The following is a 25,788-nucleotide window of genomic DNA, read 5'->3' on the forward strand; positions in this document are numbered from 1 at the left end:
CTGCTGTTACTTCTGTGCGGCTTCGAACAGGGCGAGCACGTCGTCGGAGGACTCGGTGATCGTCAGCGTGACGACGGGGCGTCCGTGCTCGGCGAGTACGGCGGCGTCACCGGCGGCCTGCGCTTGGATGAGCTGTCCGAAGGTGAACGGACGGTCCGGGATCTCGAGGTCGACCTCGGTGCGTTCGAGGATCTGCAGGAACACGCCCTGCGCGGGTCCGCCCTTGTGGTACTGGCCGGTCGAGTGCAGGAACCGCGGTCCCCACCCGAAGGTCGTGGGTCGTCCGGAGTCCGCCGCGACGAGTTCGCGCAGGCCCTGGAGCTGCGGCACCTCGAGACGGTTGACGTAGGCCTGGATCGACACGTATCCGTCTGCCGGGAGCTGGGCCCAGAGCGCATCGAGCACGCCCTCGACGTTGCCGGAGGCGGCGAGAGCCGGGTCGGACACCCGCACCTCGACGCCGTTCTCGACGAACGCGGGAGCCGTCGGCTCCGGGCGTGCATCGAGGAGTCCACGCGCGGCGATCTTGGCCGATTCGACATCGGGCTGATCGAACGGGTTGATGTGGAGCAGGTGACCGGCGATCGCCGTCGCGTACTCCCACACGATGAGCTGCGCGCCCAGCGTCCCGCTGACGAGGATCTCGCCCTCGTGGCGCTCGTGCAGGTGGAACTCGTTGGCATCGTCGACGAGCCGCACGATCTGCAGGTCGGCGGGCACGGGGTCGAGCTCGGGGGAGACCGGGAGCAGGACGACCGGGAGGATTCCGGTGCCCTCCTTGCCGGTGGACTCGGCGATCAACTGCTCGATCCAGTCCGGCAGGCCCTTGATGTGCGTGCCGTCGGTGATGAGGCCGAGCTTGTCGCGCCGGGGTGTCGTCGCCGCGATCGCCGCGCCCAGACGAAGGGCGGGGTTCTCTGCCGAGTCGACGGCGACCTCCAGAAGCGAGGCCTCGGCCTCGTTCAGCAGCTCGTCGATGTCGACACCGGCGAGCCCCGACGGCACGAGGCCGAAGGCGGTGAGCGCCGAGTAGCGTCCGCCGACGTTGGGGTCCGCGTTGAAGACGCGGTATCCCGCTTCGCGGGCCGAGACATCGAGCGGGGATCCGGGATCGGTGACGACGACGATGCGCTCGACGGGGTCGATGCCCAGGTCGCGGAACGCCGCTTCGAAGGTGCGCCGCTGCGAGTCGGTCTCGACCGTGGAGCCGGACTTCGACGAGACCACCAGCACCGTGTCGGCGAGGCCTTCGTCAAGAGCAGCGAGTACCTGGCCCGGAGCCGTCGAGTCGAGGATGGTCAGCGGCACTCCGGCGGTCTGCGCGATGACCTCCGGGGCGAGCGAGGATCCGCCCATGCCCGCGAGCACGACGCGCGTGACGCCCTTAGCGTGGAGGTCGGCGCGCAGCGCGACGATCTCGGCGACCAGCGGACGAGAGATCGACACGGCCTCCACCCATCCGAGTCGGACCGAGGCCTCAGCCTCGGCGGCCGGCCCCCAGAGCGTCGCGTCCCCGCCGGTGATGCGCGACGCGACCAGATCGTGGACGAGACTGGGCACCGTCTCATCGATCGCGGCGCGCGCCGCACCGGACGTGTGGATCGAGAACGTCATCGCTGCGACTCCAGACCCTCGGCGACCTGCGTCAGCAGGTCGTGCCAGGAGTCGATGAACTTCGCGACGCCCTCGTCTTCCAGCACCTGGGTGACATCGGCGAAGTCGATGCCGACCTCGGCGAGGCCGGCGAACACGGCGCGTGCCTCTTCGTAACCGCCCGTGATCGTGTCGCCCGTGACGACGCCGTGGTCGAACGTCGCCTCGAGCGTCTTCTCGGGCATCGTGTTGACCACGCCCTGGGCGACGAGCTCGGTGACGTACAGGGTGTCGGGAAGGGCCGGGTCCTTGACACCGGTCGACGCCCACAGCGGACGCTGCAGGTTCGCACCGGAGTCGAGCAGCGCCGCGGCGCGGTCGCCGGCGAAGGTCTTCTCGAACAGCTCGTAGGCGAGGCGTGCGTTGGCCAGACCGGCCTTGCTCTTGAGCGCTTCGGCGGCATCCGTGCCGATCGCGGTGAGGCGCTTGTCGGTCTCGGTGTCGACACGCGACACGAAGAACGAGGCGACGGAGTGGATGGTCGACAGATCGATGCCTGCGGCCTTCGCCGTCTCGAGACCGGTCAGGTAGGCCTCGATGACCTCGGCGTAGCGTTCCAGGCTGAAGATCAGCGTGACGTTGACGCTGATCCCCGCCCCGATCGCCTCGGCGATGGCCGGAAGGCCGGCCTTGGTCGCGGGGATCTTGACGAGCAGGTTCGGGCGGTCGACCTTGGCCCACAGCTCCTTGGCCTGCGCGACCGTGCCGGCGGTGTCGTGCGCGAGGTCGGGGGAGACCTCGATCGAGACGCGGCCGTCGACGTGGTTCGAGGCTTCCCAGACGGGACGGAACACGTCGAGGGCTGCCGCGACGTCCTGCGTGGTCGCGGCGAAGACCGCTTCCTCCGCCGTCGCGCCCGAGGCGGCGAGCTCGGTGACCTGTGCGTCGTACGAGGTGTCGTTCTTGTCGGTGATCGCATTCGCGAAGATCGTCGGGTTGGTCGTGACACCCACGACGTTGCGCGACGAGATCAGATCGGCCAGGTTGCCCGAGGCGATGCGCGTGCGGGAGAGGTCGTCGAGCCAGATGCTGACGCCGGCGGCGGCGAGCTGTGCGGTGGGGGTGCTCATGCGTTCTCCTTGGTGCTGTTGGCCGCGATGGTCTCGCGGGCGGCCGCGATGACGGCCTCGGTGGTGATGCCGAACTTCTCGAAGAGGGTCTTGTAGTCGGCGGAGGCGCCGAAGTGGTCGATGCCGACCGAGCGGCCGCGGTCGCCCACGATGCCGCGCCAGCTCAGCACCGAGCCCGCCTCGACGGAGACGCGGGCGGTGACGGAGGCCGGCAGCACGCTCTCGCGGTACTCCGCGTCCTGCTCGTCGAACCACTCCAGCGACGGAGCGGAGACGACGCGCACGTTCACGCCTTCGGCGGCCAGTGCCTCACGGGCGTTGACCGCCAGCTGCACCTCGGAGCCTGTGGCCACGATGATGACGTCCGGCGTGCCGTTGGGCGCTTCGGCGAGCACATAGGCACCCTTGGCCGCGTTCTCCGCCGAGGCGAACGTGTCGCCCGATGCCGCGCCCTCGCCACGCGCGAACACCGGGATGTTCTGACGCGTCAGCGCGATGCCTGCCGGTCCCTCGTGGCGTCGGAGGATCTCCAGCCACGTCGCGGCCGTCTCGTTCGCGTCCGCAGGTCGCACGACCGTGAAGTTCGGGATCGCGCGGAGCGTCGCCAGCTGCTCGATCGGCTGGTGGGTGGGGCCGTCCTCACCGAGGGCGACCGAGTCGTGCGTCCAGACGAAGATGCTCGGCACGTTCATGAGCGCGGCGAGACGGACGGGCGGGCGCATGTAATCGCTGAAGATGAGGAAGGTGCCGCCGAACGCGCGGGTGGGTCCGTGCAGCACGATGCCGTTGATGATCGCGCCCATCGCGTGCTCGCGGATGCCGAAGTGCAGCACCCGGCCGTAGGGGTTGCCCGACCACTCGTGGGTCGACCACTCCGCGGGGATGAACGAGGGCGCGCCCTTGATCGTCGTGAGGTTCGACTCGGCGAGGTCTGCCGAGCCGCCCCACAGCTCGGGGAGCTCAGCGGCGAGGGCGTTGATGACCTGGCCGGATGCCGCGCGGGTCGAGACTTCCTTGCCCGCCTCGAACACGGGCAGCGCGCTCGTGATGTCGTCGGGGAGCTGGTGCGCTTCGAGGCGGTCGAGCAGTGCCTTCTTCTCGGGGTTCGCCGCGGCCCAGGCGTCGAACGACTCCTGCCATGCGGCACGGGCCTCAGCGGCGCGGGCCGCGAGTCCGCGGGTGTGCGCGATCACGTCGTCGGCGACGACGAAGCTCTGCTCGGGGTCGAACCCGAGGACCTTCTTCGTGGCGGCCAGCTCTTCGGCGCCGAGAGCGGAGCCGTGGATCTTGCCGGAGTTCTGCTTGCCGGGCGACGGCCAGCCGATGATCGTCTTGAGGATGATGAGCGAGGGCTTGGCGGTCTCGCCCTTGGCGGCCTCGATGGCGGCGTGCAACTCGGCGACGTCTTCGACGTACTCGCCGGTCTTCTTCCAGTCGACGACCTGCACCTGCCAGCCGTAGGACTCGTAGCGCTTCGCGACATCCTCGGTGAAGGCGACGTTCGTGTCGTCCTCGATGGAGATCTGGTTCGAGTCGTAGATCGCGATCAGGTTGCCGAGCTGCTGGTGGCCTGCGAGCGAGGAGGCCTCGCTGGTCACGCCCTCCTGCAGGTCGCCGTCTCCGGCGATCACGTATACGAAGTGGTCGAACGGGCTGGTTCCCGCCGCGGCCTCGGGGTCGAAGAGACCGCGCTCGTAGCGGGCGGCGTAGGCGAAGCCCACGGCCGAGGCGAGGCCCTGTCCGAGCGGACCGGTGGTGATCTCGACGCCCTTGGTGTGGCCGTACTCCGGGTGGCCCGGTGTCAGCGAGCCCCAGGTGCGCAGTGCCTTCAGATCGTCGAGCTCGAGTCCGAAGCCACCGAGGTAGAGCTCGACGTACTGGGTGAGCGAGGAGTGGCCGGCAGAGAGGATGAAGCGGTCGCGACCGAGCCAGTCCACATCGTTCGGGTCGTGGCGCAGCACGCGCTGGTACAGGAGATATGCCGCCGGAGCGAGGCTCATGGCTGTGCCGGGGTGACCGTTGCCGACCTTCTCCACGGCATCGGCCGCCAGGATTCGTGCGGTGTCCACCGCGCGCCGATCGATCTCATCCCACTGCAATTCCGACACGTTCATGCCCTTTCCGACAGTTTCGAGGGCGCCCGTATTCCCTGGCGCATCCGCATCATCACGGAGAGGTGTGCACATCGCCGGGCGCGCGAGTGGTTTCAGCATAGCGGTGAGGCGACGTGCGCTACGCGGGCCCGCGAGCCGGAACACGTCATCCGGTGTCATACACTGGAGAGGTTGTCCGGTCACACGTGCGGAGGAGGCGATCGAGATCTCGACGATGTCTGATCAGACCGTGAAGAAGTCGTCCATCGGTCGCACGGTGAAGGCCTACATCACGCTCACCAAGCCGCGTGTCCTCGAGCTCCTGCTCGTGTCGACCGTGCCGGTGATGTTCCTGGCGCAGGGGGGACTGCCGAACCTGTGGCTCGTGCTGGCGACCGTCATCGGCGGTTCGCTGAGCGCCGGTTCCGCCGCGTCCTTCAACATGTACCTCGATCGCGACATCGACGCGCACATGCACCGCACCGAGAACCGTCCTCTGGTCACCGGCGAAGTCAGCCCTCGCGGCGCCCTGGTCTTCTCGTGGACGCTCGCCATCGCCTCGACCGTCTGGCTGCTCGCCACGACCAACTGGCTCACGGCGGCCCTCTCGGCCACGGCGATCTTCTTCTACGTCGTGATCTACACGATGATCCTGAAGCGCCGCACCGAGCAGAACATCGTGTGGGGCGGCATCGCGGGCTGCTTCCCGGTGCTGATCGGCTGGTCGGCGGTCACCGGTTCGCTCGACTGGCCGGCCTTCATCCTCTTCCTCCTCGTCTTCCTCTGGACGCCGCCGCACTACTGGCCGCTGTCGATGAAGTACAAGGACGACTACGAGGACGTCGATGTCCCCATGCTCGGCGTCACGCGCAATGCCTCGCAGGTCGGCCTCCAGGTGATCCTCTACGCGTGGGCGACCGTCGCCTGCTCGCTCCTGCTGGTCCCGATCGCGAACATGGGCCTCGTGTACACGATCTCCGCTGCGGTCTTCGGCGGATGGTTCATCTACGAGTCGCACCGCCTCTACAACCGTGCGGTCCACGGCACCGAGCCGCGTCCGATGCGCGTGTTCCACGCCTCGATCACCTACCTGACGCTGATCTTCGTCGCGGTCGCGGTCGACCCGCTGCTGCCGTTCTGACACTGATTCCGAACGACGAAGCGGCGCCGAGGAATTCCTCGGCGCCGCTTCGTCGCTTCCTGCCCGGTGGTCGATCAGCGGGTGATCGAGGGTGAGCTGTCCGGCTTCGCGTCGGTGGCCGGTGCGTCGTCTCTCGTGACCTCGGCTTCGTCAACGACCTCTTCGGTCGCGGGGGTCGTGTCCGCAGGCGGGGTCGTGGTGACGGGAGCGGGCGTCTCCTCAGCCTCGACGGTCCAGTCGATGGCCTCGACGACCGCCGGTGCCGGTGCAGGGACGAGCGATCGTGCGGCGACGAGCGCGAGCGTCAGCAGGATGCCGACGATTCCGGCCGCGAGCACTCCGGCACCCACAACGACGAGCGACTGGCCGACGTACACCTCGACCCCGGTGGCCGTGCCATCAAGCAACGTGGTCGTCATCGTGCCGATCTGACCCGAGATCAACCAGGCGCCGACCGCCGTGGTGGCGAGGGAGACGACCAGGAGGAGCCAGAACCCCATGCTTCGTATGAGTGACTTGTTCATGTCGCCCACCCTCGCGGATGCGCTGATGAGTCCGCGATGTGAAAGCTATGGAACGACTGTGCGAGCCGTCAAGCGTCGACGGGTACCGGACGCTTGAGGCGCAGCACCACGACGGTGTACGTGGCCGCCGAGAGCGAGGCCAGGACCATGTGGATGCCGACGAGCAGCGGCGGGAGCCCTTCTCTGGCCTGCCAGATGCCGACCCCGACCTGCACGAGCATCGCCAGCACGAGCACGAGCAGCCAGCGTCGAGGCTCCAGGCGCAGCACCCAGGCGGAGACCGTCAGGAACAGGACCAGCGCCGCGAGGATGTAGCCCGGCCACGAGTGCACGTGCGCGAGCACGGTCGCGTCGAACCCGTGGCGCAGCACGTCGGCATCACCCGAGTGCGGACCGGATCCCGTCGTCAGCACGCCGAAGACGATCGTGACGGCCAGTGCGAGCCCGGTCACGTGGGTGACGGCGGCGAACCAGGCGGGCACGGCGCGTTCGCGAGGTCCGGGCGAGGTCTTCAGTCGTACGAGGAAGGCCGCCGTGATGCAGACGAGCAGCAGGGAGGACGTGTAGTGGAAACCCACGATGAAGGGGTTGAGGCCGGTGAGCACCGTGATGCCGCCGACGAGCGCCTGGGCCACCACGCCGATCAGGGTGAGCCAGGCGAGCAGGACGAGGTCGCGTCTGGTGGGAGTAGTGCGCACCGAGCGGACGGCTGCAGCGATGACGGCGACCAGCAGGACGGCGAGGGCGATCGGCGAGGCCGGGAAATGCAGGGGAGTGGCTATGGCGAACGCGGCGACGGCCGCGACGATCCCGCCCAGTGCGAACCAGAGGGCGTTGACCAGGCCGCGCTTTCCGCTGAACAGATGCAGGACCAGCAGCACGACCGCGAGGGCGATGATGCCGACGACGCCGGTCATCAGGCGATTGCCGAACTCGATGATCCCGTGGATGCCCTGCACCTCGAGGATCGGCACGAGGGAGTCCGGGGTGCACAGCGGCCAGTCCGAGCACCCGAGGCCCGAGCCGGTGAGCCGCACGGCCCCGCCGGTGCCGATGATGATCGTCTCGCTGATGAACGACAGCCACGCGAAGACCTTCAACGCACGAACCCAGGACGAGGAACGAGGGGGGACCCCCTGCGTCGTCGAGGTGGCGGGGATCATCGTGTCGGGCATAAGTCCTCCGGACCGCACGAGACGCGGCGGGCATGGCCCGTCTGTCAGGCGGAACCTGTAGAATCGGATTGTTGCGATGAGCGCTGACAGCGCTGAAGCATCGTCAACAGTTTAGGCGCGATGGAAGCGCCGGTGATGAGGGCCCACCAACGGCACCCGCTCCCGCAGGCTCGACGGGGATCAGGTGTGTCGGGGCGGATGACACCGTTTGGGACCTGTGAGGAGAGTGTTGGATGTCGGATGTGCTGATCGACCGCCCGGAGCTTGACGGTCTGGGGGTGTACGAATTCGGCTGGCACGATGAGGATGCTGCGGGTGCCATCGCGAAACGCGGTATCTCCGAAGACGTCGTCCGCGGGATCTCGGGCCTCAAGAACGAACCCGAATGGATGCTGAAGACCCGCCTCAAGGGGTACCAGCTCTTCGGGCGCAAGCCGATGCCGACCTGGGGCGCAGACCTCAGCGAGATCGACTTCGACAACATCAAGTACTTCGTCCGCTCCACCGAGAAGCAGGCGCAGACGTGGGAAGACCTTCCCGCCGAGATCCGTGAGACCTACGAGCGCCTCGGCATCCCCGAGGCCGAGCGTCAGCGCCTCGTGGCCGGCGTCGCGGCGCAGTACGAGTCCGAGGTCGTCTACCACCAGATCCGTGAGGACCTGGAGCAGCAGGGTGTCATCTTCATGGACACCGACACCGCGCTGCGCGAGCACCCCGAGTTCTTCGAGGAGTACTTGGGCACCGTGATCCCCGCCGGCGACAACAAGTTCGCCGCGCTGAACACGGCCGTGTGGTCCGGCGGCTCGTTCGTCTACGTTCCCAAGGGCGTGCACGTCGAGATCCCGCTGCAGGCGTACTTCCGCATCAACACCGAGAACATGGGTCAGTTCGAGCGCACGCTGATCATCGCCGACGAGGACAGCTACGTCCACTACATCGAGGGCTGCACGGCTCCGATCTACAAGTCGGACTCCCTGCACTCGGCCGTCGTCGAGATCATCGTGAAGAAGAACGCCCGCGTTCGCTACACGACGATCCAGAACTGGTCGAACAACGTCTACAACCTGGTCACCAAGCGCGCCGTGGCGTACGAGGGCGCGACCATGGAGTGGGTGGACGGCAACATCGGCTCCAAGGTGACGATGAAGTACCCGTCGATCTACCTGATGGGCGAGCACGCCAAGGGCGAGACGCTGTCGGTCGCCTTCGCGGGTCCCGGTCAGCACCAGGACGCCGGCGCGAAGATGATCCACATGGCCCCGTACACGCAGTCGTCGATCGTCTCGAAGTCGATCGCCCGCGGTGGGGGACGTGCCGGTTACCGCGGCGAGGTGCGAGTGGATGCTGCGGCACACCACTCCGCGAACACCGTGCGCTGCGACGCCCTGCTGGTGGACACCAAGTCCCGCTCCGACACCTACCCGGCGATCGACATCCGTGTCGACGACGTGCAGCTCGGCCACGAGGCCACGGTCTCGAAGGTGAGCGAGGAGCAGCTGTTCTACCTGCAGTCCCGCGGCATGCCCGAGGACGAGGCGATGGCGATGATCGTGCGCGGCTTCATCGAGCCGATCGCACGTGAGCTGCCCATGGAGTACGCGATGGAACTGAACAAGCTCATCGAGATGGGCATGGAAGGATCGGTCGGCTAGTGACGGCCTCGACGACAGCGCCTGCCGAGGCGCAGCACACCAACGCGCCCGAAGGCGCGCACATCGACCCGGCGGCCCAGGTCGCCGCCGCGGGCTTCGTCCCGGTGCAGACCCGCTCGGAGCGGCCGCACTCCTTCGAGCCCGCCGACTTCGGTGCCCCGACCGGGCGCGAGGTCAACTGGAAGCACACCCCGGTCGCGCAGCTCACCTCGCTGTTCGAGGTCGCGTCGCCGAACGACGGTGTCAGCTACACGTACGGCGCGGGGGAGCAGTACATCGCTGCACCCCTCGCCATCGGTGCGGCTCCCCGTGGCGAGGTCTTCCTCGCGGAGGACGTGACGGCCGCCGTCGCCTGGCAGGGGAGCACCGAGGCACTCCACGTGCGCATCCCGCGCGAGGAAGAGGTCGCCGAGCCTGTCTTCATCTCCATCGCGGGTCTCGGAGCGCAGCGCCGTGCCGACGCGCACATCGTGATCGAGGCACTGGAGCACAGCTCTGCGACGGTCGTGCTCCAGCACACCGGGTCCGCGCAGTACGCGCAGAACGTGGAGATCATCGTCCGCGACGGCGCGAAGCTCACGGTCATCAGCCTGCAGCAGTGGGCGGACGACGCGGTTCACACGGCCGCGCACCAGGCTCGGGTCGGCGCCGATGCGACGCTCAAGCACTTCGTCGTGAGCTTCGGCGGCGGCATCGTGCGCGTCAACCCTAACGTCGAGCTGGCCGGCGCCGGTTCCGAGGGCTACCTCTACGGCCTCTCCTATGCAGACGCCGGGCAGCACCTCGAGAGCCAGGTCTACCTGCACCACAAGGGCCCGCACACCAGGGGCGACGTCCTCTACAAGGGGGCGTTGCAGGGTCAGGGCGCGCACAGCGTCTGGATCGGCGACGTCCTGATCGGTGCCGACGCGACGGGTACCGACTCGTACGAGGCGAACCGCAACCTCGTCCTCACCGAAGGCGCACGCGCCGACTCGATCCCGAACCTCGAGATCGAGACGGGCGACATCCTCGGTGCCGGTCACGCGAGCGCCACCGGTCGTTTCGACGACGAGCAGCTGTTCTACCTGCAGGCGCGCGGTATCACCGAGGAAGAGGCGCGACGCCTCGTCGTGCTCGGATTCCTCACCGACATCGTGCAGCGCCTGGGCATCCCCGCCCTCGAGGCCGAACTGCTCGCAGCCATCGAGACGGAGCTCGCCGAGGTGAGTGCATGACCGCCGAACGCGTCTGCGGCGTCGCCGACCTGGAACAGGACATGCCTCTGCGCGTGGACCCGGGTGGTGTGCCCATCACGGTGATCAAGGACGGCGAGGGTGTCATCCACGCCATCGGCGACACCTGCACCCACGGCGACATCTCGCTGTCCGAGGGCTTCGTCGAGGGCGACACGGTGGAGTGCTGGGCACACGGCTCCGCCTTCTCGTTGCTCACCGGCAAGCCCCAGAATCTCCCCGCTTATGAGCCCGTCCCGGTCTATGTCGTCCAGATCGACGGCGATGACGTGCTCATCGATCCGACTGTGATTAAGGAAGTCTGAAGAATGTCTGTTCTCGAGATCCGCGACCTGCACGTGACGGTCGAGACCGAGGCGGGGACCACCCCGATCCTCAACGGAATCAACCTCACCATGAACACCGGTGAGACCCACGCCATCATGGGCCCCAACGGCTCCGGCAAGTCGACCCTGGCCTACACGATCGCCGGTCACCCGAAGTACACGGTGACGTCGGGATCCATCACGTTCGACGGCCAGGACGTCCTGGAGATGAGCGTCGACGAGCGCGCCCGCGCCGGCCTGTTCCTCGCGATGCAGTACCCGGTCGAGATCCCCGGCGTCACGGTGACGAACTTCCTCCGCACGGCCAAGACGGCGCTCGACGGCGAAGCGCCGGCGATCCGCGGCTGGACCAAGGACGTCAAGGCGGCCATGTCGAACCTGCGCATGGACCCGAAGTTCGCGCAGCGCAACGTCAACGAGGGCTTCTCCGGTGGCGAGAAGAAGCGCCACGAGATCCTGCAGCTCGAGGTGCTGAAGCCCAAGTTCGCGATCCTCGACGAGACCGACTCCGGCCTCGACGTCGACGCGCTCAAGATCGTCTCCGAGGGTGTCAACCGTGCGAAGGAGTCCACCGGACTCGGCGTGCTGCTCATCACGCACTACACCCGCATCCTCCGCTACATCCGCCCCGACTTCGTCCACGTGGTCGTCGCGGGCAAGATCGTCGAAGAGGGCGGCCCCGAGCTGGCAGACCGGCTGGAGAACGAGGGATACGACCGTTTCCTCGACCCTGCAGCTCCGATCGAGGCGTAGGCTGATCGCATGACAGCGACCCTCACGGACGAGAAGTACGACGCGGTCACCGAGGCCCTCAAAGACGTGATGGATCCCGAGCTCGGGATCAACGTCGTCGACCTCGGACTCATCTACGATCTCGCTTGGGATGACGAGAACGACGCTCTCGTCATCCATATGACGCTGACCAGTGCCGGATGCCCGCTCACCGACGTCCTCGAGGACCAGACTGCGCAGGCCCTGGACAACGTCGTCGATCGCTTCCGGATCAACTGGGTGTGGATGCCGCCGTGGGGTCCGGAGAAGATCTCCGACGACGGGCGCGACATGATGCGCGCCCTCGGCTTCGCGATCTGACCCGCGCAGGAGCATTGCCGGAAGGCGTTGTCGGCGCGCGTCGGATCGGATGACACCGCGACGGCGCGTGTCGGAACCTCGGGAGAGAGAATGCTTCAGGTCAACGCCCTGCCTCTGGCGGAGCTGCGCGAGCGTAGCAGCGAGAAGTGGCGGGAGTACCCCGCAGACGTCCTGCCGTTGTTCGTCGCGGAGACCGACTTCCCGTTGGCTCCGGCGATCTCGACGGCGTTGCAGCGTGCCGTCGAGATCGGCGACACGGGATACATCGCGTCGCGGACCCCGCTCGCCGAGTCGTTCGCGTCCTTCGCGTCCCGGCGCTACGGGTGGGAGCCTGATCCCGCCCGGATGCGCAGCACGGCGGACGTGAGCATGGGGATCGTCGAGATCCTCCGTCGCGTGACCCAGCCGGGAGAGCGCATCGTCGTCACGCCGCCGGTGTACCCGCCGTTCTACGATCTGGTGGCCGAGGCCGGTGCGGAGGTGGAGCGCGTGCCGCTTCGCGATACCGGAACCGGGTGGGAGCTCGATCTCGACGGCATCCGCGCGGCGTTCGACGACGGCGCGACCGCGATCCTGCTCTGCAACCCGCACAACCCCACCGGCACCGTGCATGACCGCGACAGTCTCTCCGCTCTCGCGGAGCTTGCCGGCGAGTTCGGCGTCGCGGTGGTCTCGGACGAGATCCATGCCCCGCTCGCTCAGCCGGGCACGGGGTTCACCCCGTTCCTCGCCGTGAACGAGGCCGCGCAGCGGGTGGGCTACGCCGTGGTGAGCGCGAGCAAGGCGTTCAACCTCGCCGGGCTCAAGTGCGCTCTCATGGTCACGGCCGACGACGAGACGAGTGCCGTCGTGCGCGGGCTTCCGGTCGAGGTGGAGTGGCGTACCGGGCAGTTCGGTCTGCTCGCCGCTGTCGCCGCCTTCTCGGAGGAGAGCGATGCCTGGCTCGATGGACTGCTGCGCACTCTCGACGAGAACCGGGTGCTGCTCGAAGACCTTCTCGCTGCGCGCCTCCCCGGCGCGCGCTATCGCCTGCCCGATGCCGGCTACCTCGCGTGGATCGATCTCTCCGCGCTGGGCTGGGGAGGCAATCCCGCGCGGCGTATCCTGAAGGACGCCAAGGTCGCCCTGCACTTCGGGCCGGCCTTCGGTGCGGAGGGCGCGGGGCACGTGCGGCTGAACTTCGGCACCAGCCCGGAGATCCTCACCGAAGCCATCGAGCGCATCGCGGCGCTCGTCGGTCGATGACCGTCCCGGCGGACACCGCGACGATCTGGGACCGCCAACGCATCTGGGTGACCCTCGGCGCGGTCGCGCTGATCTTCCTCGCGGCGATCGAAGCCCTCGCGGTCACCACCGTGATGCCGATCGTGAGCGCAGCGCTGGACGGTGAGGCTCTCTTCGCCGTCGCCTTCGCCGGCACTCTGGCGACGAGTGTGATCGGCATGGTCGCGACCGGAGCATGGTCGGATGCCCGCGGACCGCGCGGTGCCCTGTACGTCGCCGTGACCCTCTTCATCATCGGCCTGCTGATCTCCGGCTTCGCCGTCACGATGCATCAGTTCCTGATCGGACGACTCGTCCAGGGCCTCGGGACCGGAGGGCAGACGGTCGCACTGTACGTCGTGGTCGCCCGGCTGTACCCGCCTCACCTGCACGGTCGGATCTTCGCCGCCTTCGCCGCGGCATGGGTCGTGCCGTCGATGGTCGGTCCTTTCCTCGCCGGCGCGGTCGCCGAGTATCTCGACTGGCGCTGGGCGTTCCTCGGCGTGGCGGTGCTGACGGCGGCGGCCTTCCTGATGATCGCCGTCCGTCTTCGCGGTGTGGACCTCGGCCGCGGCACCCCACAGGACAGCCGGACGCTGGTCGTCCGGCTGGTGCTGGCGGTGGTGGTCGCCATCCTGGCCGTCGTGGTCGGCTTCTCGGCGGATCTGCAGCCCTCGATGAGATGGCCGGTGGCGCTCGGCGCCGTGGTGGCGATCGGATTCGCCGTGATGCCGCTGTTGCCGCGGCGCACACTCCGCGCCGGAGCGGGGCTCCCCAGCGTGGTGCTGATGCGGGGAATCGTGGCCGGGGCCTTCTTCGCGGCTGAGGCGTACATCCCGTATCTGCTGATGAAGAAGTTCGACTTCACCGCGACATGGGCGGGCATCGCCCTGATGCTCGCGGCGCTGGCCTGGGCAGGCGCCTCGGCTCTGCAGGGGCGATTCGGGGAGCGGTTGGGGAATCACCGCATCACGACGATCAGCCTGAGCTCGCTGCTCATCGCCATGCTGTGCGTGCTCACGGCCGCGGTGTTCGATGTCTCGGCCGCCGTCGTCGTGGTGGGCTGGGCCTTCGCCGGGGGCGGGATGGGGCTGCTCTATCCGCGTCTCACGGTGCTGACGCTGGCCTACTCGGACGACACCGACCAGGGCTTCAACTCCTCGGCGCTGTCGATCTCGGATGCGTCCGGATCGGCCGTCGCCATCGCCCTCGCCGGGCTCGGCGTCGCGACCCTCGGCGGCGGGGCGGGGGCGTTCAGCGCGGTGTTCGCGTTCTGCATCGTCCTCGTCGTGCTGGCTCTGGTGCCCGGTCTCAGGCTCGGGCACGCGGCAGAGTCGGCGGCGCGCTGATCACCCCGGCGAGGGCGGTGACCCCGAGGTCGAAGACGCGATCGAGGCCGGCGGTGACATCGACGTCGTCGGTCTCCGGCAGGGCGCCGTGGCTGTCGGCGTGCATGCGCTGCTGCACGAGCGTGGCATGGCCGAGCACGAAGTGCAGGATCGCGGCGCTCCGATCCTCCACATCGGCGGCACCCTGCGCGCGCAGCGCATCGGCCAGCGCGGTCTGCGCCTGCGAGGAGCCGAGCTGGAGCGCGTAGGTGCTGAGGACCAGCTCCGCGCCGTCGCGGTAGGTGAAGAGCGCGTCACGGATGCCCCGCGCCGTCGCCACGACGTCGGTCGGCTCGCTCGGGATCGTCGCGGTGATCCGATCGGCCAGCTCCGCGAGCAGTTCCTGCTTGTTCGCGAAGTGCCAGTAGAGCGCGCTCGGCTGCACGTCGAGGCCTGCCGCGATACGCCGCATCGAGAGGTCTGCCAGCCCCACCTCGTCGAGCAGAGCGAGGGCACTCCTGGCGACGCTGTCGCGGTCATGACGTGCAGGATTGGGCTCAGGGCTCATGCTCCGATTATAGTGAACGACGTTCAGGTGAACAGTGTTCAGGTGAGACGCGTGGAGAGGCCAAAGGTGACGACATCCCCTCAGATCGGCATCGCGCCGATCCGCCTCGACCGGGTGTCGGTGCAGATCGACGGTCGTCGGGTGCTGCACGACGTCAGCGCCGACCTCACAGCTGCGACCATCGCCGTGATCGGGGCGAACGGGTCCGGCAAGTCGACCTTCGCGAGAGTGCTGAACGGCCTCATCGCGCCCCACAGCGGTTCGGTGTCGGTACACGGGCTCGACACGGTGCGCGAGCGTGCCGCGGTGCGCAGACTCGTGGGCTTCGTGTTCACCAACCCGGATGCGCAGATCCTCATGCCCACCCCTGCCGAAGACCTCGCGTTGTCGGTGCGCGGCCTCCCGAGGGAAGAGGTCGCCGAGCGCGTCAGGCAGACCCTCCGGGCGCACGGACTGGAGGCACATGCGGAAGTGCCCGCGTCGAGCCTGTCCGGTGGGCAGAAGCAGATGCTCGCGCTGGCCTCGGTGCTTATCGCGGCACCGAGGATCATCGTGGCGGACGAGCCGACGACGCTCCTCGATCTGCGCAACGCCCGCCGCATCGGCGACCTCCTGCTCTCCCAGCAGGCTCAGCTCGTGGTGGTCACGCACGACCTCGACCTCGCGGCCCGCTGCGACACCGCGCTGCTCTTCGAGGACGGACGGATCGTCGCCTCGGGTCCGCCACCTGCGGTGATCGCGGCATATCGTCAGGCCTGCGCGTGATCGCGCTGTACCGCCCGGGAACGGGGATCTTTCATCGACTCCCCGCTGGTGTCAAGCTCGCTGCTCTCGCGGTCGGGGCTCTCCTTCTCTCGCTGTATCCGCACGACCCGATCAGCATCGCCGTCTCGCTCCTGATCGTCGTCGGGCTCTACGGCGTGAGCGGGATGCCGCTCCGCGTGCTCCTGGTCGAGACATGGCGACTGCGGTGGATCGTCCTCGTCCTCGCCGTCGCCCTGGTGATCTTCGTGTCGCCGGTGGCCGCGTGGATCAGCACAGGAAGGGTCCTGTCGGTGCTGCTCCTGGCCGGCCTGCTCACGCTCACCACCCGGATGGCAGACCTTCTCGAGGTGTTGCATCGGCTCCTGCGGCCGCTGCGCAGGCTCGGGGCGGACCCGGAGGCGATGGCGCTGACGATATCGCTGACCCTCGCCACCATCCCGGTGATGGCCGGGTTCGCCGCACGCGTGCGGGAGGCCGAGCAGGCGCGTGATGTGCGCCTGGGCGTCCGCGCCGTGGTGCCTCTGCTCGTGCTCGCGCTCACGCATGCGGACGAGGTCGGAGACGCACTGGCGGCGAGGGGCATGGGCTGACTCAGGCCGGCACGAGCCGGGCGGCGGGGGATGCCGACTGAGACGCGCCCGGTGCGGAGGAAAGCGACGACAGCCGCAGGGAGACCGCGATCAGTGCGATCGCAATCAGCGCGGTCGCGACTGAGGTGCCGAGGGCCAGCAGCAGCACGATGCCGACGAGGCCGCTCAGGGTTCCCACGACGAGACGACGTCTCGAAGACGTCGCCGGGGGTGCGGGCTGCGATTCGAATCGCGTGAACGCGACGGCTACGAGGGCCGTCAGAGCGACCGCCGTCGCGAGCCAGAGCGGGCGCCCGGCCCACCAGCCCGCGCTGTCCAGCGCCGGCAGCGTCATCCCGGTCATGAGGGCGAACACGGCGGTGAAGCCGGCCATCAGCAGCAGCACCGGCATGTGCCACAGGTAGATCGTCATCGTGCGCACCGTGACGAACCCGGTGAACGCGGCGACCCGCGGGCGACGGCTGAACCGCTCGAGACGCTCACGGTGCAGCGACAGCAGGCTGGTGTGGGCGACGCCGACCAGCAGGAGCGCAGCCGTGGGCGGGTTGATGTTGGCGATCAGGTCGGGGGAGTAGATCCCGAAGGCGAACGTCACCACCAGCGTCAGGAGGGCGGCGCCGCCTGCAGCGGCACGGATACCTCTGCTGAGGCGGTCGATGCTGCCGTCGGCGAGGAAGAAGCCGAGCTGCTGGAGGGTCATCCACACGAAGGCGAGGTTCAGGAAGCCCAGGCCTTCGAGTCCGGAGGCCGCCCGCAGCACGTCGACAGCGATCGCGGCGACAGCCAGGGCGCCGATGGTCCGCAGGGGCGCGCGCTCGTGAGAGGCGGCGAGGAGGGGGAGCAACGCCTGGCAGAGGAGGAAGACACCCAGGAACCAGAGCGGCTGCCCGTAGCGGAAGCCGGCCGTCGCGATCAGGTCGGCAGGGACGCCCGAGACGGTGAGCAGGGCGAGCGCGAGTCCGATGACGGCGATCGTGAAGATCGCCGGACGCAGCAGGCGGTGCACGCGGCCGGCGACGAAGCCGATGGCCGTTCCTCCGCGCTGACGCATCCGCTGATAGGCCAGGAGTCCGGAGAAGCCTCCGATCACGAAGAACAGCGGCATCACCTGCAGGAACCAGCTGAGCGGTGCGATCCAAGCCGTTCCGTCGCTGGCGTTGTCGAAGACCGGGCCGGACTCGCCGACGGTGACGCCGACCATGATCGCGTGCAGGAGGACGACACCGAGGACGCAGAGGGCCCGGAGGAAGTCGATCCCGGTGTCACGGGATGCGCGCGGGGGAGCCGTGGTGCTGACGGCGCGCGGTGCCTGGACGATGGTCATGAGTCCTCCTCGGAAGCGGTGTTCCAGGAGACTATGGACGCGGTGCCGGCGGAGGCATCACCCTTGGGTGCTGTTGCGACCCCCTACGACGGGGTGAGTCAGGATGAGGGCTCGACGAGTCCGGTGTCGTAGGCGAGGATCACGGCGTGCACGCGATCGCGCAGGTTCAGCTTCGCGAGCACCTTGCCGACGTGCGTCTTTACGGTCTGCTCCGCGATGAAGAGCTCGGCGGCGATCTCGGTGTTGGAGCGCCCTCGACCGATGAGCACGAGCACCTCGCGCTCCCGATCGGTGAGGTCGGCCAGGGCCGTCGCCGAACGCGGTGCCCGGGGGCGACGACCGGCGAACTGCTCGATCATGCGACGGGTCACACTGGGGGCGAGCAGTGCGTCTCCACCCGCGACGACCCGCACCGCGTGCACGAGTTCCTCCGGCAGTGCGTCCTTCAGCAGAAAACCGCTGGCACCGGCCTCGAGGGCGTCGTACACGTAGTCATCGATGTCGAAAGTCGTCAGCATGAGGATCCGGGGCACGTGCGCCGCGGGGTAGGCGGGGCCGAGGATGCGCCGAGTCGCCTCGATCCCATCCAGCTCGGGCATGCGCACGTCCATGAGAATCACATCGGGATCGAGACGCGCCGCCAGGGTCACCGCCTCTGCACCGTTGGCGGCCTGCCCCGTGACGCGGATGCCGTCGTGGGCATCGAGGAGCGCAGCGAAGCCGGCTCGTACCATGGCCTGATCGTCGGCGATGAGCACGCTGATCGTCACGGGTTCTCCTTCTCGAGGGGGGTGGTCAGCGCCGGGCTCCCCAGCGACGGGGCCGCTGTCGTGTCGGCGGCGATGCCGGCGTCGAGAGGGAGCACGGCGTCGACATCCCACCCGCCGTCCGGTGCCGGTCCCGCGGAGAGGCTTCCACCGAGGATCTCCGCGCGCTCCCGCATTCCGCGGAGGCCGTAGCCGCCGCCATGACCGTCCGGGCTGCGCGGTGGTGCGGGGTTGTGCACCAGTATGCGGAGACTGCGGGCCTCTGCGCGCACACGCACGGAGATCCGCGCACCGGGGGCGTGACGGACGGCGTTGCTCAACGCCTCCTGGACGATGCGGAACGCGGCGATCTGCACGGCGGGGGCGGCCGAGGCGGCGGTCTCGCCGCCCTCCAGCACGAGTCCGACCTCGACGCCGGCGCGGCGGATGCTGTCGACCAGGGCAGGGATGTCGTCGACACCCTGCTGGGGCGCGAGCTCGGCGCTCTGGTCCTCGGTGCGGAGCACACCGAGCATGCGGCGCATCTCGGTGAGCGAGCCCCGGGCGGTCGCCGCGATGTCGTCGAACTCGGCGATCGCCGCATCGTCGAGCTCGGGGATCCGGTACTTCGCAGTCGAGGCCTGCACTTGGATCACGGACATGCTGTGCGCCACGACGTCGTGCAGCTCTCTGGCGATCTTCGTGCGCTCCTCTACCAGAGCACGTCTGGCCTCCTCGAGCGCGCTGTGCTCCTTCTCGCGTGTCAGCTCGGCGGCCACTCTGGCGCGCCCGGCGATGAGCGCCGCGATGAGGAACATGGCGGAGGCGACGGCCGTCGTCACGATGAGGTCGGCCGTCGCGCTGGCGGATGACTCCGGCAGCGCCACCATGTCGGGACGAAGCAGCGGCGCGAGAAGAGAAGCGATCGCCCCGAGGATCAGTGCGAAGGCGCCGAGCCGTGCGCCGTGCAGGAAGGTGAGGACACCGACGAACAGGACGAAGGTCAGCAGCGCGGGGACGGACCAGGGCCACGGGGAGCGGATCGCCAGTTCCGGCACGACCGTGAGCGGAAGGGCGAGTGCCCCGGCGGTGAAGAGCCCGATGGCCCAGCGGGGGTGCGAGATCGACAGCAGGGGAGAGACGCACAGGGCCGCGCCGAGGATGAACGACAGGGGCAGCGGAGTGCCGTACAGCACGCTCTGCAGCGACACCAGCACCGAGAACAGCGCCACGACCGCCGCACACAGCGCAACGTAGGCGGAGGTGCGGCGGCTGATCCGTGGTCGGCGAGGTGAGCGCTCGCGGCGGCGTGCCATGACAGTCATCCTGCCAGCTGCGGGGTCGGCACACGGCGCCGACGGGCTGCGGCGATCCTGTCGATCAGGAAGCCGACGACCAGCGCGATGGCGATGCCGAGCCCTGCGCTGAGCAGCGGTTGATCCTTGATCCAGGCGCCTGCGAGCAGACCGATGGCCAGGCTGAACACACTCCAGCTGACTCCGGCGATCAGGCTGAGCGGGAGGAAGCGCCGCCAGGGGAAATCGAGGGCCCCGGCCGTCATGTTGACGGCGACTCGTCCGACGGGGATGTACCGGGCGCCGAGGATTAGGGTGGCGCTGCGGCGATCGAGTGCGCGTTGGGCATGTGCGAACGCCGCAGCGACCCGTGGCCGTCGCATCCACGCGAAGCGGGTGGTGCCCAGCCCGCGGCCGATGAGGAAGGCGGTGTTGTCGCCGATGGCCGCGCCGATCGCGGCGACGGCGCCGAGCAGCAGCAGATTCCCCTCGCCGGTGGAGGCGGTGACGGCCGCCGCGGCCACGAGCACGGTCTCGCTGGGGATCGGGGGGAAGAAGCCGTCGATGATGGTGACGGCGAACAGCACCAGATACAGCCAGGGCGACGCGATCGCCTGCATGATGAGCTCGTTGAGGATATCCACTCCCGCACGTTATGCGGCAGGCGATGGCGCAGGCATCCCTCTGCGGTATCGGCACGCTCACTCTCCGGGCTGATCTTGCTGACCGCGACTCCCGGCGACGACGCTTATACTGGGAGGCTGGCCGATCGGCCGAACAACCTCCCCGAAAGAACGGACGTCCGCTGTGCTTGCCGTGCACGACCTCGAGATCCGCGTTGGCGCGCGCCTGCTGATGGAGAACGTCTCGTTCCGCGTCGCCGACGGAGACAAGATCGGACTCGTCGGCCGCAACGGGGCCGGAAAGACCACGCTCACCAAGGTGCTCGCGGGCGATGTGCTGCCCTCCGGCGGAAGCGTGACCCGCTCCGGTGAGCTCGGCTACCTGCCGCAGGACCCCCGTTCGGGCAACCCCGAAGACCTCGCGCGCACCCGCATCCTCGATGCTCGCGGGCTCGGTCAGCTCAACCTCGGCATGTCCGAGGCCGCGCTCGCGATGGGCTCCGACGATCCCGCGGTGGCCGACAAGGCGATGAAGCGCTATGCCCGCCTCACCGAGCAGTTCGAGGCACAGGGAGGCTATGCGGCTGAGGCCGAGGCGGCCTCCATCGCCAACAACCTGTCGCTTCCCGACCGCATCCTCGACCAGCCGCTGTCGACGCTCTCCGGTGGTCAGCGTCGCCGCATCGAGCTCGCCCGCATCCTGTTCTCCGACGCCGAGACGATGATCCTCGACGAGCCGACGAACCACCTCGACGCCGACAGCGTCGTGTGGCTGCGGGAGTTCCTCAAGGGGTACAAGGGTGGACTGATCGTGATCAGCCACGATGTCGAGCTGGTCGGCGAGACGGTGAACCGCGTGTTCTACCTCGACGCCAACCGCCAGATCATCGACACCTACAACATGAACTGGAAGAACTACCTGCGCCAGCGGGTGGCCGATGAGGAGCGCCGCAAGAAAGAGCGTGCGAACGCCGAGAAGAAGGCGACGACCCTGCAGCTGCAGGCCGCACGCTTCGGGGCGAAGGCCTCCAAGGCCGCTGCTGCGCATCAGATGATCGCGCGGGCCGAGAAGCTGCTCGCGGGGCTCGACGAGGTGCGCCAGGAAGACCGGGTCGCGAAGCTGCGCTTCCCGAAGCCGGCGCCCTGCGGCAAGACGCCCATGATGGCGTCAGGCCTGTCGAAGTCGTACGGGTCGCTCGAGATCTTCACCGACGTCGACCTGGCCATCGATCGCGGTTCCAAGGTGGTCGTGCTCGGTCTCAACGGTGCGGGCAAGACCACGCTGTTGCGCATGCTCGCCGGCGTCGACCAGCCCGACACGGGGCAGCTGGAGCCGGGGCACGGTCTCAAGGTCGGCTACTACGCGCAGGAGCACGAGAACCTCGATGTGAACCGCTCGGTGCTGGAGAACATGGTCTCGGCCGCGCCGCACATCACCGAGACCGAGGCCCGCAAGGTGCTGGGGTCGTTCCTGTTCACAGGCGACGATGTGCTCAAGCCCGCCGGAGTGCTCTCCGGCGGAGAGAAGACGCGTCTGTCGCTCGCGACGCTCGTCGTCTCGTCCGCGAACCTGCTGCTGCTCGACGAGCCGACCAACAACCTCGACCCCGCCTCCCGCGAGGAGATCCTCGGTGCGCTCGCGCACTACGAGGGCGCCGTCGTGCTCGTCTCGCATGATCCGGGTGCCGTGCAGTCGCTCAACCCCGAGCGCGTCCTGATCCTGCCCGACGGTGTCGAGGACATCTGGAGCCAGGAGTACCAGGACCTCATCGAGCTCGCCTGATCCCTCCGCGTGCTCGCGTGGGTCCGTAGGGGCTCCGTGAGGCGGCGGCGACCGGCTGCACCGATCAGCGCACGTCGAGCAGTTCGTCCTCGACGTCGGCGTCGTGGTCCTTGCGACGCGACTTCCTGACCGGGGCCGGTGTGCCCTCGACCTCTTCGCGGTGCTTCACGATCTCCGTGCGGATGATGTATCCGATGAAGATGAAGCCCATCAGGGCGAAGAGGATCCACTGGATCGCGTACGACAGATGGGGACCGGGGTCGTCGGTGGGAGAGTCGAATCCGCCCAGTGCGCCGTCTCCTGCCGGCTCCTCGCTGATCACTCGTCCGTAGGCGCTCGTGATCACATCGCCGTCGACGAGCGTCGCGATCGACGGCAGGTTGATGGTCGGCACCTGTCCTTCCGGTGCCCCGCGACCCGAGGCCGGAAGCTGCTCGCCGGGGCGAAGTCGCACCGTGACCTCGGCTTCCCCCGAGGGAGGGGCCGGCACCGAATCCGGGGCATCCCCGTCGCCGGGCGGCACCCAGCCGCGATCGACGATGAAGATGCGTCCGTCGGTGTCACGGAATGGCACCAGCACCTCGAAAGCACTGGTCCCACCGTGCGGGCGGTTCCTGACAAGCAGCTGCTGTTCCGCCAGGTATTCGCCTTTCAGGATCACCGGGCGCCACTCGTCGGCCGGATCGAGCGCGCCGTCGTCTCCGATGAGATCGGCCAGGGGGACGGGGTCGGCGTCGTAGTTCTGCTCGACGAGCTCGATCTGCGCGGCGCGGGATTCGTTCCGCTCGAACTGCCAGTGCGACAGGAACACGCACGCGACCCCGAATCCGATCGCGATGAGCACGTAGATGACCCACCGGGTCAGGCGTCGGCTCATGCCGGGACTCCGTCTCGAACGGTCACCGGGAAATCACGGGCTGCGAGGTAGTCGCGGAGGTACTCGACGTGCTCATCGCAGGCCAACCAGATCTTCTCCCGGTCGACGGCATGGATCCGAGGATTACGCCACACGACCTGTCTGGTCGCCGCGCTCCGGCACCCGGCGCGCGAGCATTCGAGCTGTGTCATCGGTCCTTCGGGCCTTCATGGATCGTGAACACCGGCGGGGTCGTCGCCTCGGGCTCGATCGGAACCGGTCCCGGCGCTTCCAGCTCCTGCAAGGGCGACTCCGCCGTGGCTTCGGTGCTGTCGCTGCCCGCGTTCGCGAACACCACGGCGATGTACGGAAGCACGGCCGCCGAGATCCCGAAGACCCAGGTGTACCACCCGTAGGGCTGGACGAGCACCATGAGAGCGAAGCACACGATGCGGATGCTCATCGTCAGGACATATCGGCGCACGCGATGGTCAGCCTCGTCCTGCGGAGACTGCGGCAGGGAGGTGACGGCCGGGACTTGACGCGCGTTCTTCACGATGCCTCAAGCCTACGCCGCTGCCGACCCGTCGGCGTGCCCCTTCTGCGGCAGATCAGCGGGAGAGGATGAAGGGCAGGCTGAACGCTCCGACGAACAGGAAGCTGATGATGATGCCGATGAGGGTGAATGCGGCGATCGCGATCATCGCGTAACCGAGGATCAGTCCGGCGATGGCCATGCCTCGACCGCCGATGCCGGGATCACGCCGGGTCTGCCCGAGCGCCATGTGACCGGTGATCACGGCCGCGATCGATGCCAGCACCGGGATGATGGCCCAGACGAGCACGACTCCGGCGATGCCGCAGATCAGCGAGGTGATCGCGAGTCCACTCGTGGGGCGCGGGGCCGGGACCGCGGGGTAGACCGGTGCGCCGTAGGGCGCATATGCAGGCGGGGTCGTCGGGGTGTACGACGGCGGGACGGGCTGGTTCTGCGCCGGCTGCGGGGCGGGCTGCACCGGATACGCGGGAAGGGTCGGTACGACGGGGAAGGCGGCCGGAGCGGGCGGCCGAGGCGGAGTGCGCGGTGGCTCGCCGGCAGGAGGGGGAGTGCGGTTGTCGCTCACGGTGAAGCCTTTCGTCTCGATCAGAGTTCCAGCACCGTCCGCGCCTGTCAAACGCCGGGAGGCGGTCGGGCGGGGCATCGTCGGTAGGATCGATGACGGCCCGGGAACTCGGGCCACCGGCCCAGAGCAGGAGTGTCCCCATGAGCGCTGAGCGCGTCGTCCTCGTCACCGGCGGAAACCGCGGTATCGGCCGCGCGATCGCGGAGCGCTTCGTGCGGGACGGGTACCGCGTCGCAGTCACCGCCCGCAGCGGCGAAGGGCCGGAGGGAACGCTCACCGTCCGCGCGGACGTCACGGATGCCGCTGCCCTCGACGCCGCGTTCACCGAGGTGGAGCAGCAGCTCGGTCCGGTCGAGATCGTCGTCGCCAACGCCGGCATCACGAAGGACACCCTCCTCATGCGCATGAGCGAGGACGACTTCGACAGCGTGGTCGCCACGAACCTGGGAGGAACGTTCCGCGTCGTCAAGCGTGCCTCGAAGGGCATGCTTCGCGCGCGGTTCGGCCGCATCATCCTGATCTCGAGTGTCGTGGGGCTCTACGGTTCCGCCGGGCAGGCGAACTACTCCGCATCGAAGAGCGCCCTGGTCGGCTTCGCCCGCTCGATCACGCGTGAGCTCGGGGCCCGCGGGATCACGGCCAACGTCGTCGCTCCGGGCTTCATCGAGACCGACATGACCGCGGAACTGCCCGAGGAGACCCAGAAGCAGTACAAAGCGAGCATCCCGGCGGCACGATTCGCGACCCCCGATGAGGTCGCGGGCGTGGTGACCTGGCTCGCGGGTGACGACGCCGGTTACATCTCGGGCGCGGTCATCCCCGTCGACGGCGGACTCGGGATGGGGCACTGATCCCGAGGTCGAATCTCAGCGTGCGATCGCCGCGTTGAGGAGTTCCGCGAGCCTCTCGGGAACCGAGAACTGCGGCCAGTGACCGGAGCCGATGCGCACGACCTCGGCGTCGTCGATCGCACGGTACTCGGCGGCGTAGGCGCCCCACTGGTCGATCATCCCCTCGAACGCGGCCTGATCCAGGCCACCCATCAGCAGCGTCACCGGCACTCGGTACCGCGCAGGGTTCACCAGCGCGATGGCGTCGGTGGGCACTCTGGCGGGAACACTGCGGGTGAGCGGCGCCGTACGCGCTCGCGTCGACTCATCGAGATCGCTGACGTCCTCTTCGGGGAAGAAGTCCCAGCCGGGGAAGGGCACCACACCGTCGACGACCTCGAACTCGCTGATCGCGCTCCCGGCCGGCGGCGGCACGGTGTCCACGAAGATGACACGGCTCACGCGGTCGGGGCGCGCATCGGCCACGCCCCACGCGACGTTCCCGCCGCCGCTGTGACCGACCACCACGACGTCTCCTGATAGAGCGTCCACGGCGGACACCGCTGCCGCGATCCAGTGCGCGATGCCGATCTCGGCAGAGGTCGACGCCGGGTCATCGAGTCCGGGCAGGGTGAGCGGATGCGCGCGATGCCCTGCCTCTTCGAGCGCGGGGAGCACCTCTTCCCAACTGGATGCGTCGAGCCAGAGGCCGGGGATGAGGAGGATGTCCTT

Annotated in this window: 27 protein-coding genes; 12 read left to right on the forward strand and 15 right to left on the reverse strand. The window is 68.4% G+C overall.

Features of this window, described 5'->3' with window-relative positions:
- Nucleotides 1-6: 6 nt before the first annotated feature.
- Genes D514_RS31685 through tkt form a run of 3 tightly spaced genes read right to left on the reverse strand, consistent with a single transcriptional unit; the run spans nucleotide 7 to nucleotide 4,831 of the window.
- Nucleotides 7-1,614 carry a glucose-6-phosphate isomerase gene (locus tag D514_RS31685; protein ID WP_017830395.1) on the reverse strand — a complete coding sequence of 536 codons (1,608 nt, stop codon included), beginning with the start codon at nucleotides 1,612-1,614 and terminating at the stop codon, nucleotides 7-9.
- Nucleotides 1,611-2,723 carry a transaldolase gene (gene tal, locus D514_RS31690; RefSeq protein ID WP_017830396.1) on the reverse strand — a complete coding sequence of 371 codons (1,113 nt, stop codon included), beginning with the start codon at nucleotides 2,721-2,723 and terminating at the stop codon, nucleotides 1,611-1,613. Before tal ends, D514_RS31685 begins: the two co-directional genes overlap by 4 nt.
- Nucleotides 2,720-4,831, reverse strand: coding sequence for a transketolase (gene tkt / locus D514_RS31695; protein WP_031206053.1), 2,112 nt, complete (start codon nucleotides 4,829-4,831; stop codon nucleotides 2,720-2,722). Before tkt ends, tal begins: the two co-directional genes overlap by 4 nt.
- A gap of 220 nt (nucleotides 4,832-5,051) precedes the next feature.
- Here tkt and D514_RS31700 point away from each other — a divergent pair, with 220 nt between their 5' ends.
- Complete coding sequence (locus D514_RS31700; RefSeq protein ID WP_017830398.1) at nucleotides 5,052-5,957, forward strand: heme o synthase; 906 nt, start codon at nucleotides 5,052-5,054, stop codon at nucleotides 5,955-5,957.
- A 74-nt stretch (nucleotides 5,958-6,031) separates the two neighbouring features.
- Here the strand turns inward: D514_RS31700 and D514_RS38750 are convergent, their stop codons facing one another.
- Both D514_RS38750 and D514_RS31710 read right to left on the reverse strand, forming a co-directional pair.
- Nucleotides 6,032-6,481: a hypothetical protein gene (locus D514_RS38750; RefSeq protein ID WP_186004846.1), complete on the reverse strand. Its 450-nt coding sequence runs from the start codon at nucleotides 6,479-6,481 to the stop codon at nucleotides 6,032-6,034.
- A gap of 68 nt (nucleotides 6,482-6,549) precedes the next feature.
- Nucleotides 6,550-7,656 carry a heme A synthase gene (locus D514_RS31710; RefSeq protein WP_017830400.1) on the reverse strand — a complete coding sequence of 369 codons (1,107 nt, stop codon included), beginning with the start codon at nucleotides 7,654-7,656 and terminating at the stop codon, nucleotides 6,550-6,552.
- Between the two features lie 233 nt (nucleotides 7,657-7,889).
- Here D514_RS31710 and sufB point away from each other — a divergent pair, with 233 nt between their 5' ends.
- The 7 genes from sufB to D514_RS31745 all read left to right on the forward strand — a co-directional run bounded on the left by sufB (nucleotide 7,890) and on the right by D514_RS31745 (nucleotide 14,573).
- Nucleotides 7,890-9,308 (forward strand): Fe-S cluster assembly protein SufB, encoded by a 1,419-nt coding sequence (gene sufB / locus D514_RS31715; RefSeq protein WP_017830401.1) that lies wholly within the window; start codon nucleotides 7,890-7,892, stop codon nucleotides 9,306-9,308.
- Entirely contained in the window at nucleotides 9,308-10,525 is a 1,218-nt protein-coding gene (gene sufD / locus D514_RS31720; protein WP_017830402.1) for a Fe-S cluster assembly protein SufD, read from the forward strand. The genes sufB and sufD overlap by 1 nt, the downstream gene beginning before the upstream one ends.
- A complete protein-coding gene (locus D514_RS31725; RefSeq protein WP_017830403.1) occupies nucleotides 10,522-10,848 on the forward strand; it encodes a non-heme iron oxygenase ferredoxin subunit in 327 nt (108 codons plus the stop codon). The genes sufD and D514_RS31725 overlap by 4 nt, the downstream gene beginning before the upstream one ends.
- 3 nt (nucleotides 10,849-10,851) lie before the next feature.
- Nucleotides 10,852-11,622 carry a Fe-S cluster assembly ATPase SufC gene (sufC, locus tag D514_RS31730; RefSeq protein WP_017830404.1) on the forward strand — a complete coding sequence of 257 codons (771 nt, stop codon included), beginning with the start codon at nucleotides 10,852-10,854 and terminating at the stop codon, nucleotides 11,620-11,622.
- A 9-nt stretch (nucleotides 11,623-11,631) separates the two neighbouring features.
- Nucleotides 11,632-11,961: a metal-sulfur cluster assembly factor gene (locus D514_RS31735; protein ID WP_017830405.1), complete on the forward strand. Its 330-nt coding sequence runs from the start codon at nucleotides 11,632-11,634 to the stop codon at nucleotides 11,959-11,961.
- A gap of 90 nt (nucleotides 11,962-12,051) precedes the next feature.
- Complete coding sequence (locus D514_RS31740) at nucleotides 12,052-13,206, forward strand: MalY/PatB family protein (protein ID WP_031206056.1); 1,155 nt, start codon at nucleotides 12,052-12,054, stop codon at nucleotides 13,204-13,206.
- Nucleotides 13,203-14,573 carry an MFS transporter gene (locus D514_RS31745; protein WP_017830407.1) on the forward strand — a complete coding sequence of 457 codons (1,371 nt, stop codon included), beginning with the start codon at nucleotides 13,203-13,205 and terminating at the stop codon, nucleotides 14,571-14,573. Before D514_RS31740 ends, D514_RS31745 begins: the two co-directional genes overlap by 4 nt.
- Here D514_RS31745 and D514_RS31750 read toward each other — a convergent pair.
- Nucleotides 14,536-15,120, reverse strand: a complete 585-nt coding sequence (locus tag D514_RS31750; RefSeq protein WP_017830408.1) for a TetR family transcriptional regulator — start codon at nucleotides 15,118-15,120, stop codon at nucleotides 14,536-14,538. The two genes, D514_RS31745 and D514_RS31750, sit on opposite strands and share 38 nt — an antisense overlap.
- A gap of 66 nt (nucleotides 15,121-15,186) precedes the next feature.
- Here D514_RS31750 and D514_RS31755 point away from each other — a divergent pair, with 66 nt between their 5' ends.
- Nucleotides 15,187-15,885: an energy-coupling factor ABC transporter ATP-binding protein gene (locus D514_RS31755; RefSeq protein ID WP_017830409.1), complete on the forward strand. Its 699-nt coding sequence runs from the start codon at nucleotides 15,187-15,189 to the stop codon at nucleotides 15,883-15,885.
- Nucleotides 15,882-16,475: a CbiQ family ECF transporter T component gene (locus tag D514_RS31760; protein ID WP_017830410.1), complete on the forward strand. Its 594-nt coding sequence runs from the start codon at nucleotides 15,882-15,884 to the stop codon at nucleotides 16,473-16,475. The genes D514_RS31755 and D514_RS31760 overlap by 4 nt, the downstream gene beginning before the upstream one ends.
- Nucleotide 16,476: 1 nt before the next feature.
- Here the strand turns inward: D514_RS31760 and D514_RS31765 are convergent, their stop codons facing one another.
- From D514_RS31765 to D514_RS31780, 4 genes are all read right to left on the reverse strand, one after another.
- The gene (locus D514_RS31765) at nucleotides 16,477-17,799 is read right to left on the reverse strand and encodes an acyltransferase (protein ID WP_017830411.1); all 1,323 of its coding nucleotides are present in this window, start codon (nucleotides 17,797-17,799) and stop codon (nucleotides 16,477-16,479) included.
- Nucleotides 17,800-17,897: 98 nt separating this feature from the next.
- On the reverse strand, nucleotides 17,898-18,569 hold the full coding sequence (locus tag D514_RS31770; protein WP_017830412.1) for a response regulator transcription factor: 672 nt from the start codon (nucleotides 18,567-18,569) through the stop codon (nucleotides 17,898-17,900).
- On the reverse strand, nucleotides 18,566-19,861 hold the full coding sequence (locus D514_RS31775; RefSeq protein WP_017830413.1) for a sensor histidine kinase: 1,296 nt from the start codon (nucleotides 19,859-19,861) through the stop codon (nucleotides 18,566-18,568). The genes D514_RS31770 and D514_RS31775 overlap by 4 nt, the downstream gene beginning before the upstream one ends.
- A 5-nt stretch (nucleotides 19,862-19,866) precedes the next feature.
- Complete coding sequence (locus D514_RS31780; RefSeq protein ID WP_017830414.1) at nucleotides 19,867-20,484, reverse strand: DedA family protein; 618 nt, start codon at nucleotides 20,482-20,484, stop codon at nucleotides 19,867-19,869.
- A 163-nt stretch (nucleotides 20,485-20,647) separates the two neighbouring features.
- Here D514_RS31780 and abc-f point away from each other — a divergent pair, with 163 nt between their 5' ends.
- On the forward strand, nucleotides 20,648-22,246 hold the full coding sequence (abc-f, locus tag D514_RS31785) for a ribosomal protection-like ABC-F family protein (RefSeq protein WP_017830415.1): 1,599 nt from the start codon (nucleotides 20,648-20,650) through the stop codon (nucleotides 22,244-22,246).
- Nucleotides 22,247-22,310: 64 nt separating this feature from the next.
- Here the strand turns inward: abc-f and D514_RS31790 are convergent, their stop codons facing one another.
- Genes D514_RS31790 through D514_RS38165 form a run of 4 tightly spaced genes read right to left on the reverse strand, consistent with a single transcriptional unit; the run spans nucleotide 22,311 to nucleotide 24,226 of the window.
- The gene (locus tag D514_RS31790) at nucleotides 22,311-23,123 is read right to left on the reverse strand and encodes an SURF1 family protein (RefSeq protein WP_017830416.1); all 813 of its coding nucleotides are present in this window, start codon (nucleotides 23,121-23,123) and stop codon (nucleotides 22,311-22,313) included.
- Entirely contained in the window at nucleotides 23,120-23,314 is a 195-nt protein-coding gene (locus D514_RS39245) for a hypothetical protein (protein ID WP_017830417.1), read from the reverse strand. The genes D514_RS31790 and D514_RS39245 overlap by 4 nt, the downstream gene beginning before the upstream one ends.
- On the reverse strand, nucleotides 23,311-23,658 hold the full coding sequence (locus D514_RS31800) for a DUF3099 domain-containing protein (protein WP_017830418.1): 348 nt from the start codon (nucleotides 23,656-23,658) through the stop codon (nucleotides 23,311-23,313). Before D514_RS31800 ends, D514_RS39245 begins: the two co-directional genes overlap by 4 nt.
- Before the next feature lie 55 nt (nucleotides 23,659-23,713).
- Nucleotides 23,714-24,226, reverse strand: a complete 513-nt coding sequence (locus D514_RS38165; protein ID WP_236610966.1) for a DUF4190 domain-containing protein — start codon at nucleotides 24,224-24,226, stop codon at nucleotides 23,714-23,716.
- A gap of 140 nt (nucleotides 24,227-24,366) precedes the next feature.
- Between D514_RS38165 and D514_RS31805 the strand changes: the two genes are divergently transcribed.
- Entirely contained in the window at nucleotides 24,367-25,077 is a 711-nt protein-coding gene (locus D514_RS31805; RefSeq protein ID WP_017830420.1) for a beta-ketoacyl-ACP reductase, read from the forward strand.
- A 15-nt stretch (nucleotides 25,078-25,092) separates the two neighbouring features.
- On the opposite strand, the gene D514_RS31810 is transcribed toward D514_RS31805, so the two are convergent.
- Entirely contained in the window at nucleotides 25,093-25,782 is a 690-nt protein-coding gene (locus D514_RS31810; protein ID WP_031206062.1) for an alpha/beta fold hydrolase, read from the reverse strand.
- Nucleotides 25,783-25,788 lie beyond the last annotated feature (6 nt).

The sequence above is a fragment of the Microbacterium sp. UCD-TDU genome (assembly GCF_000340625.1).
Lineage (GTDB): Bacteria > Actinomycetota > Actinomycetes > Actinomycetales > Microbacteriaceae > Microbacterium > Microbacterium maritypicum.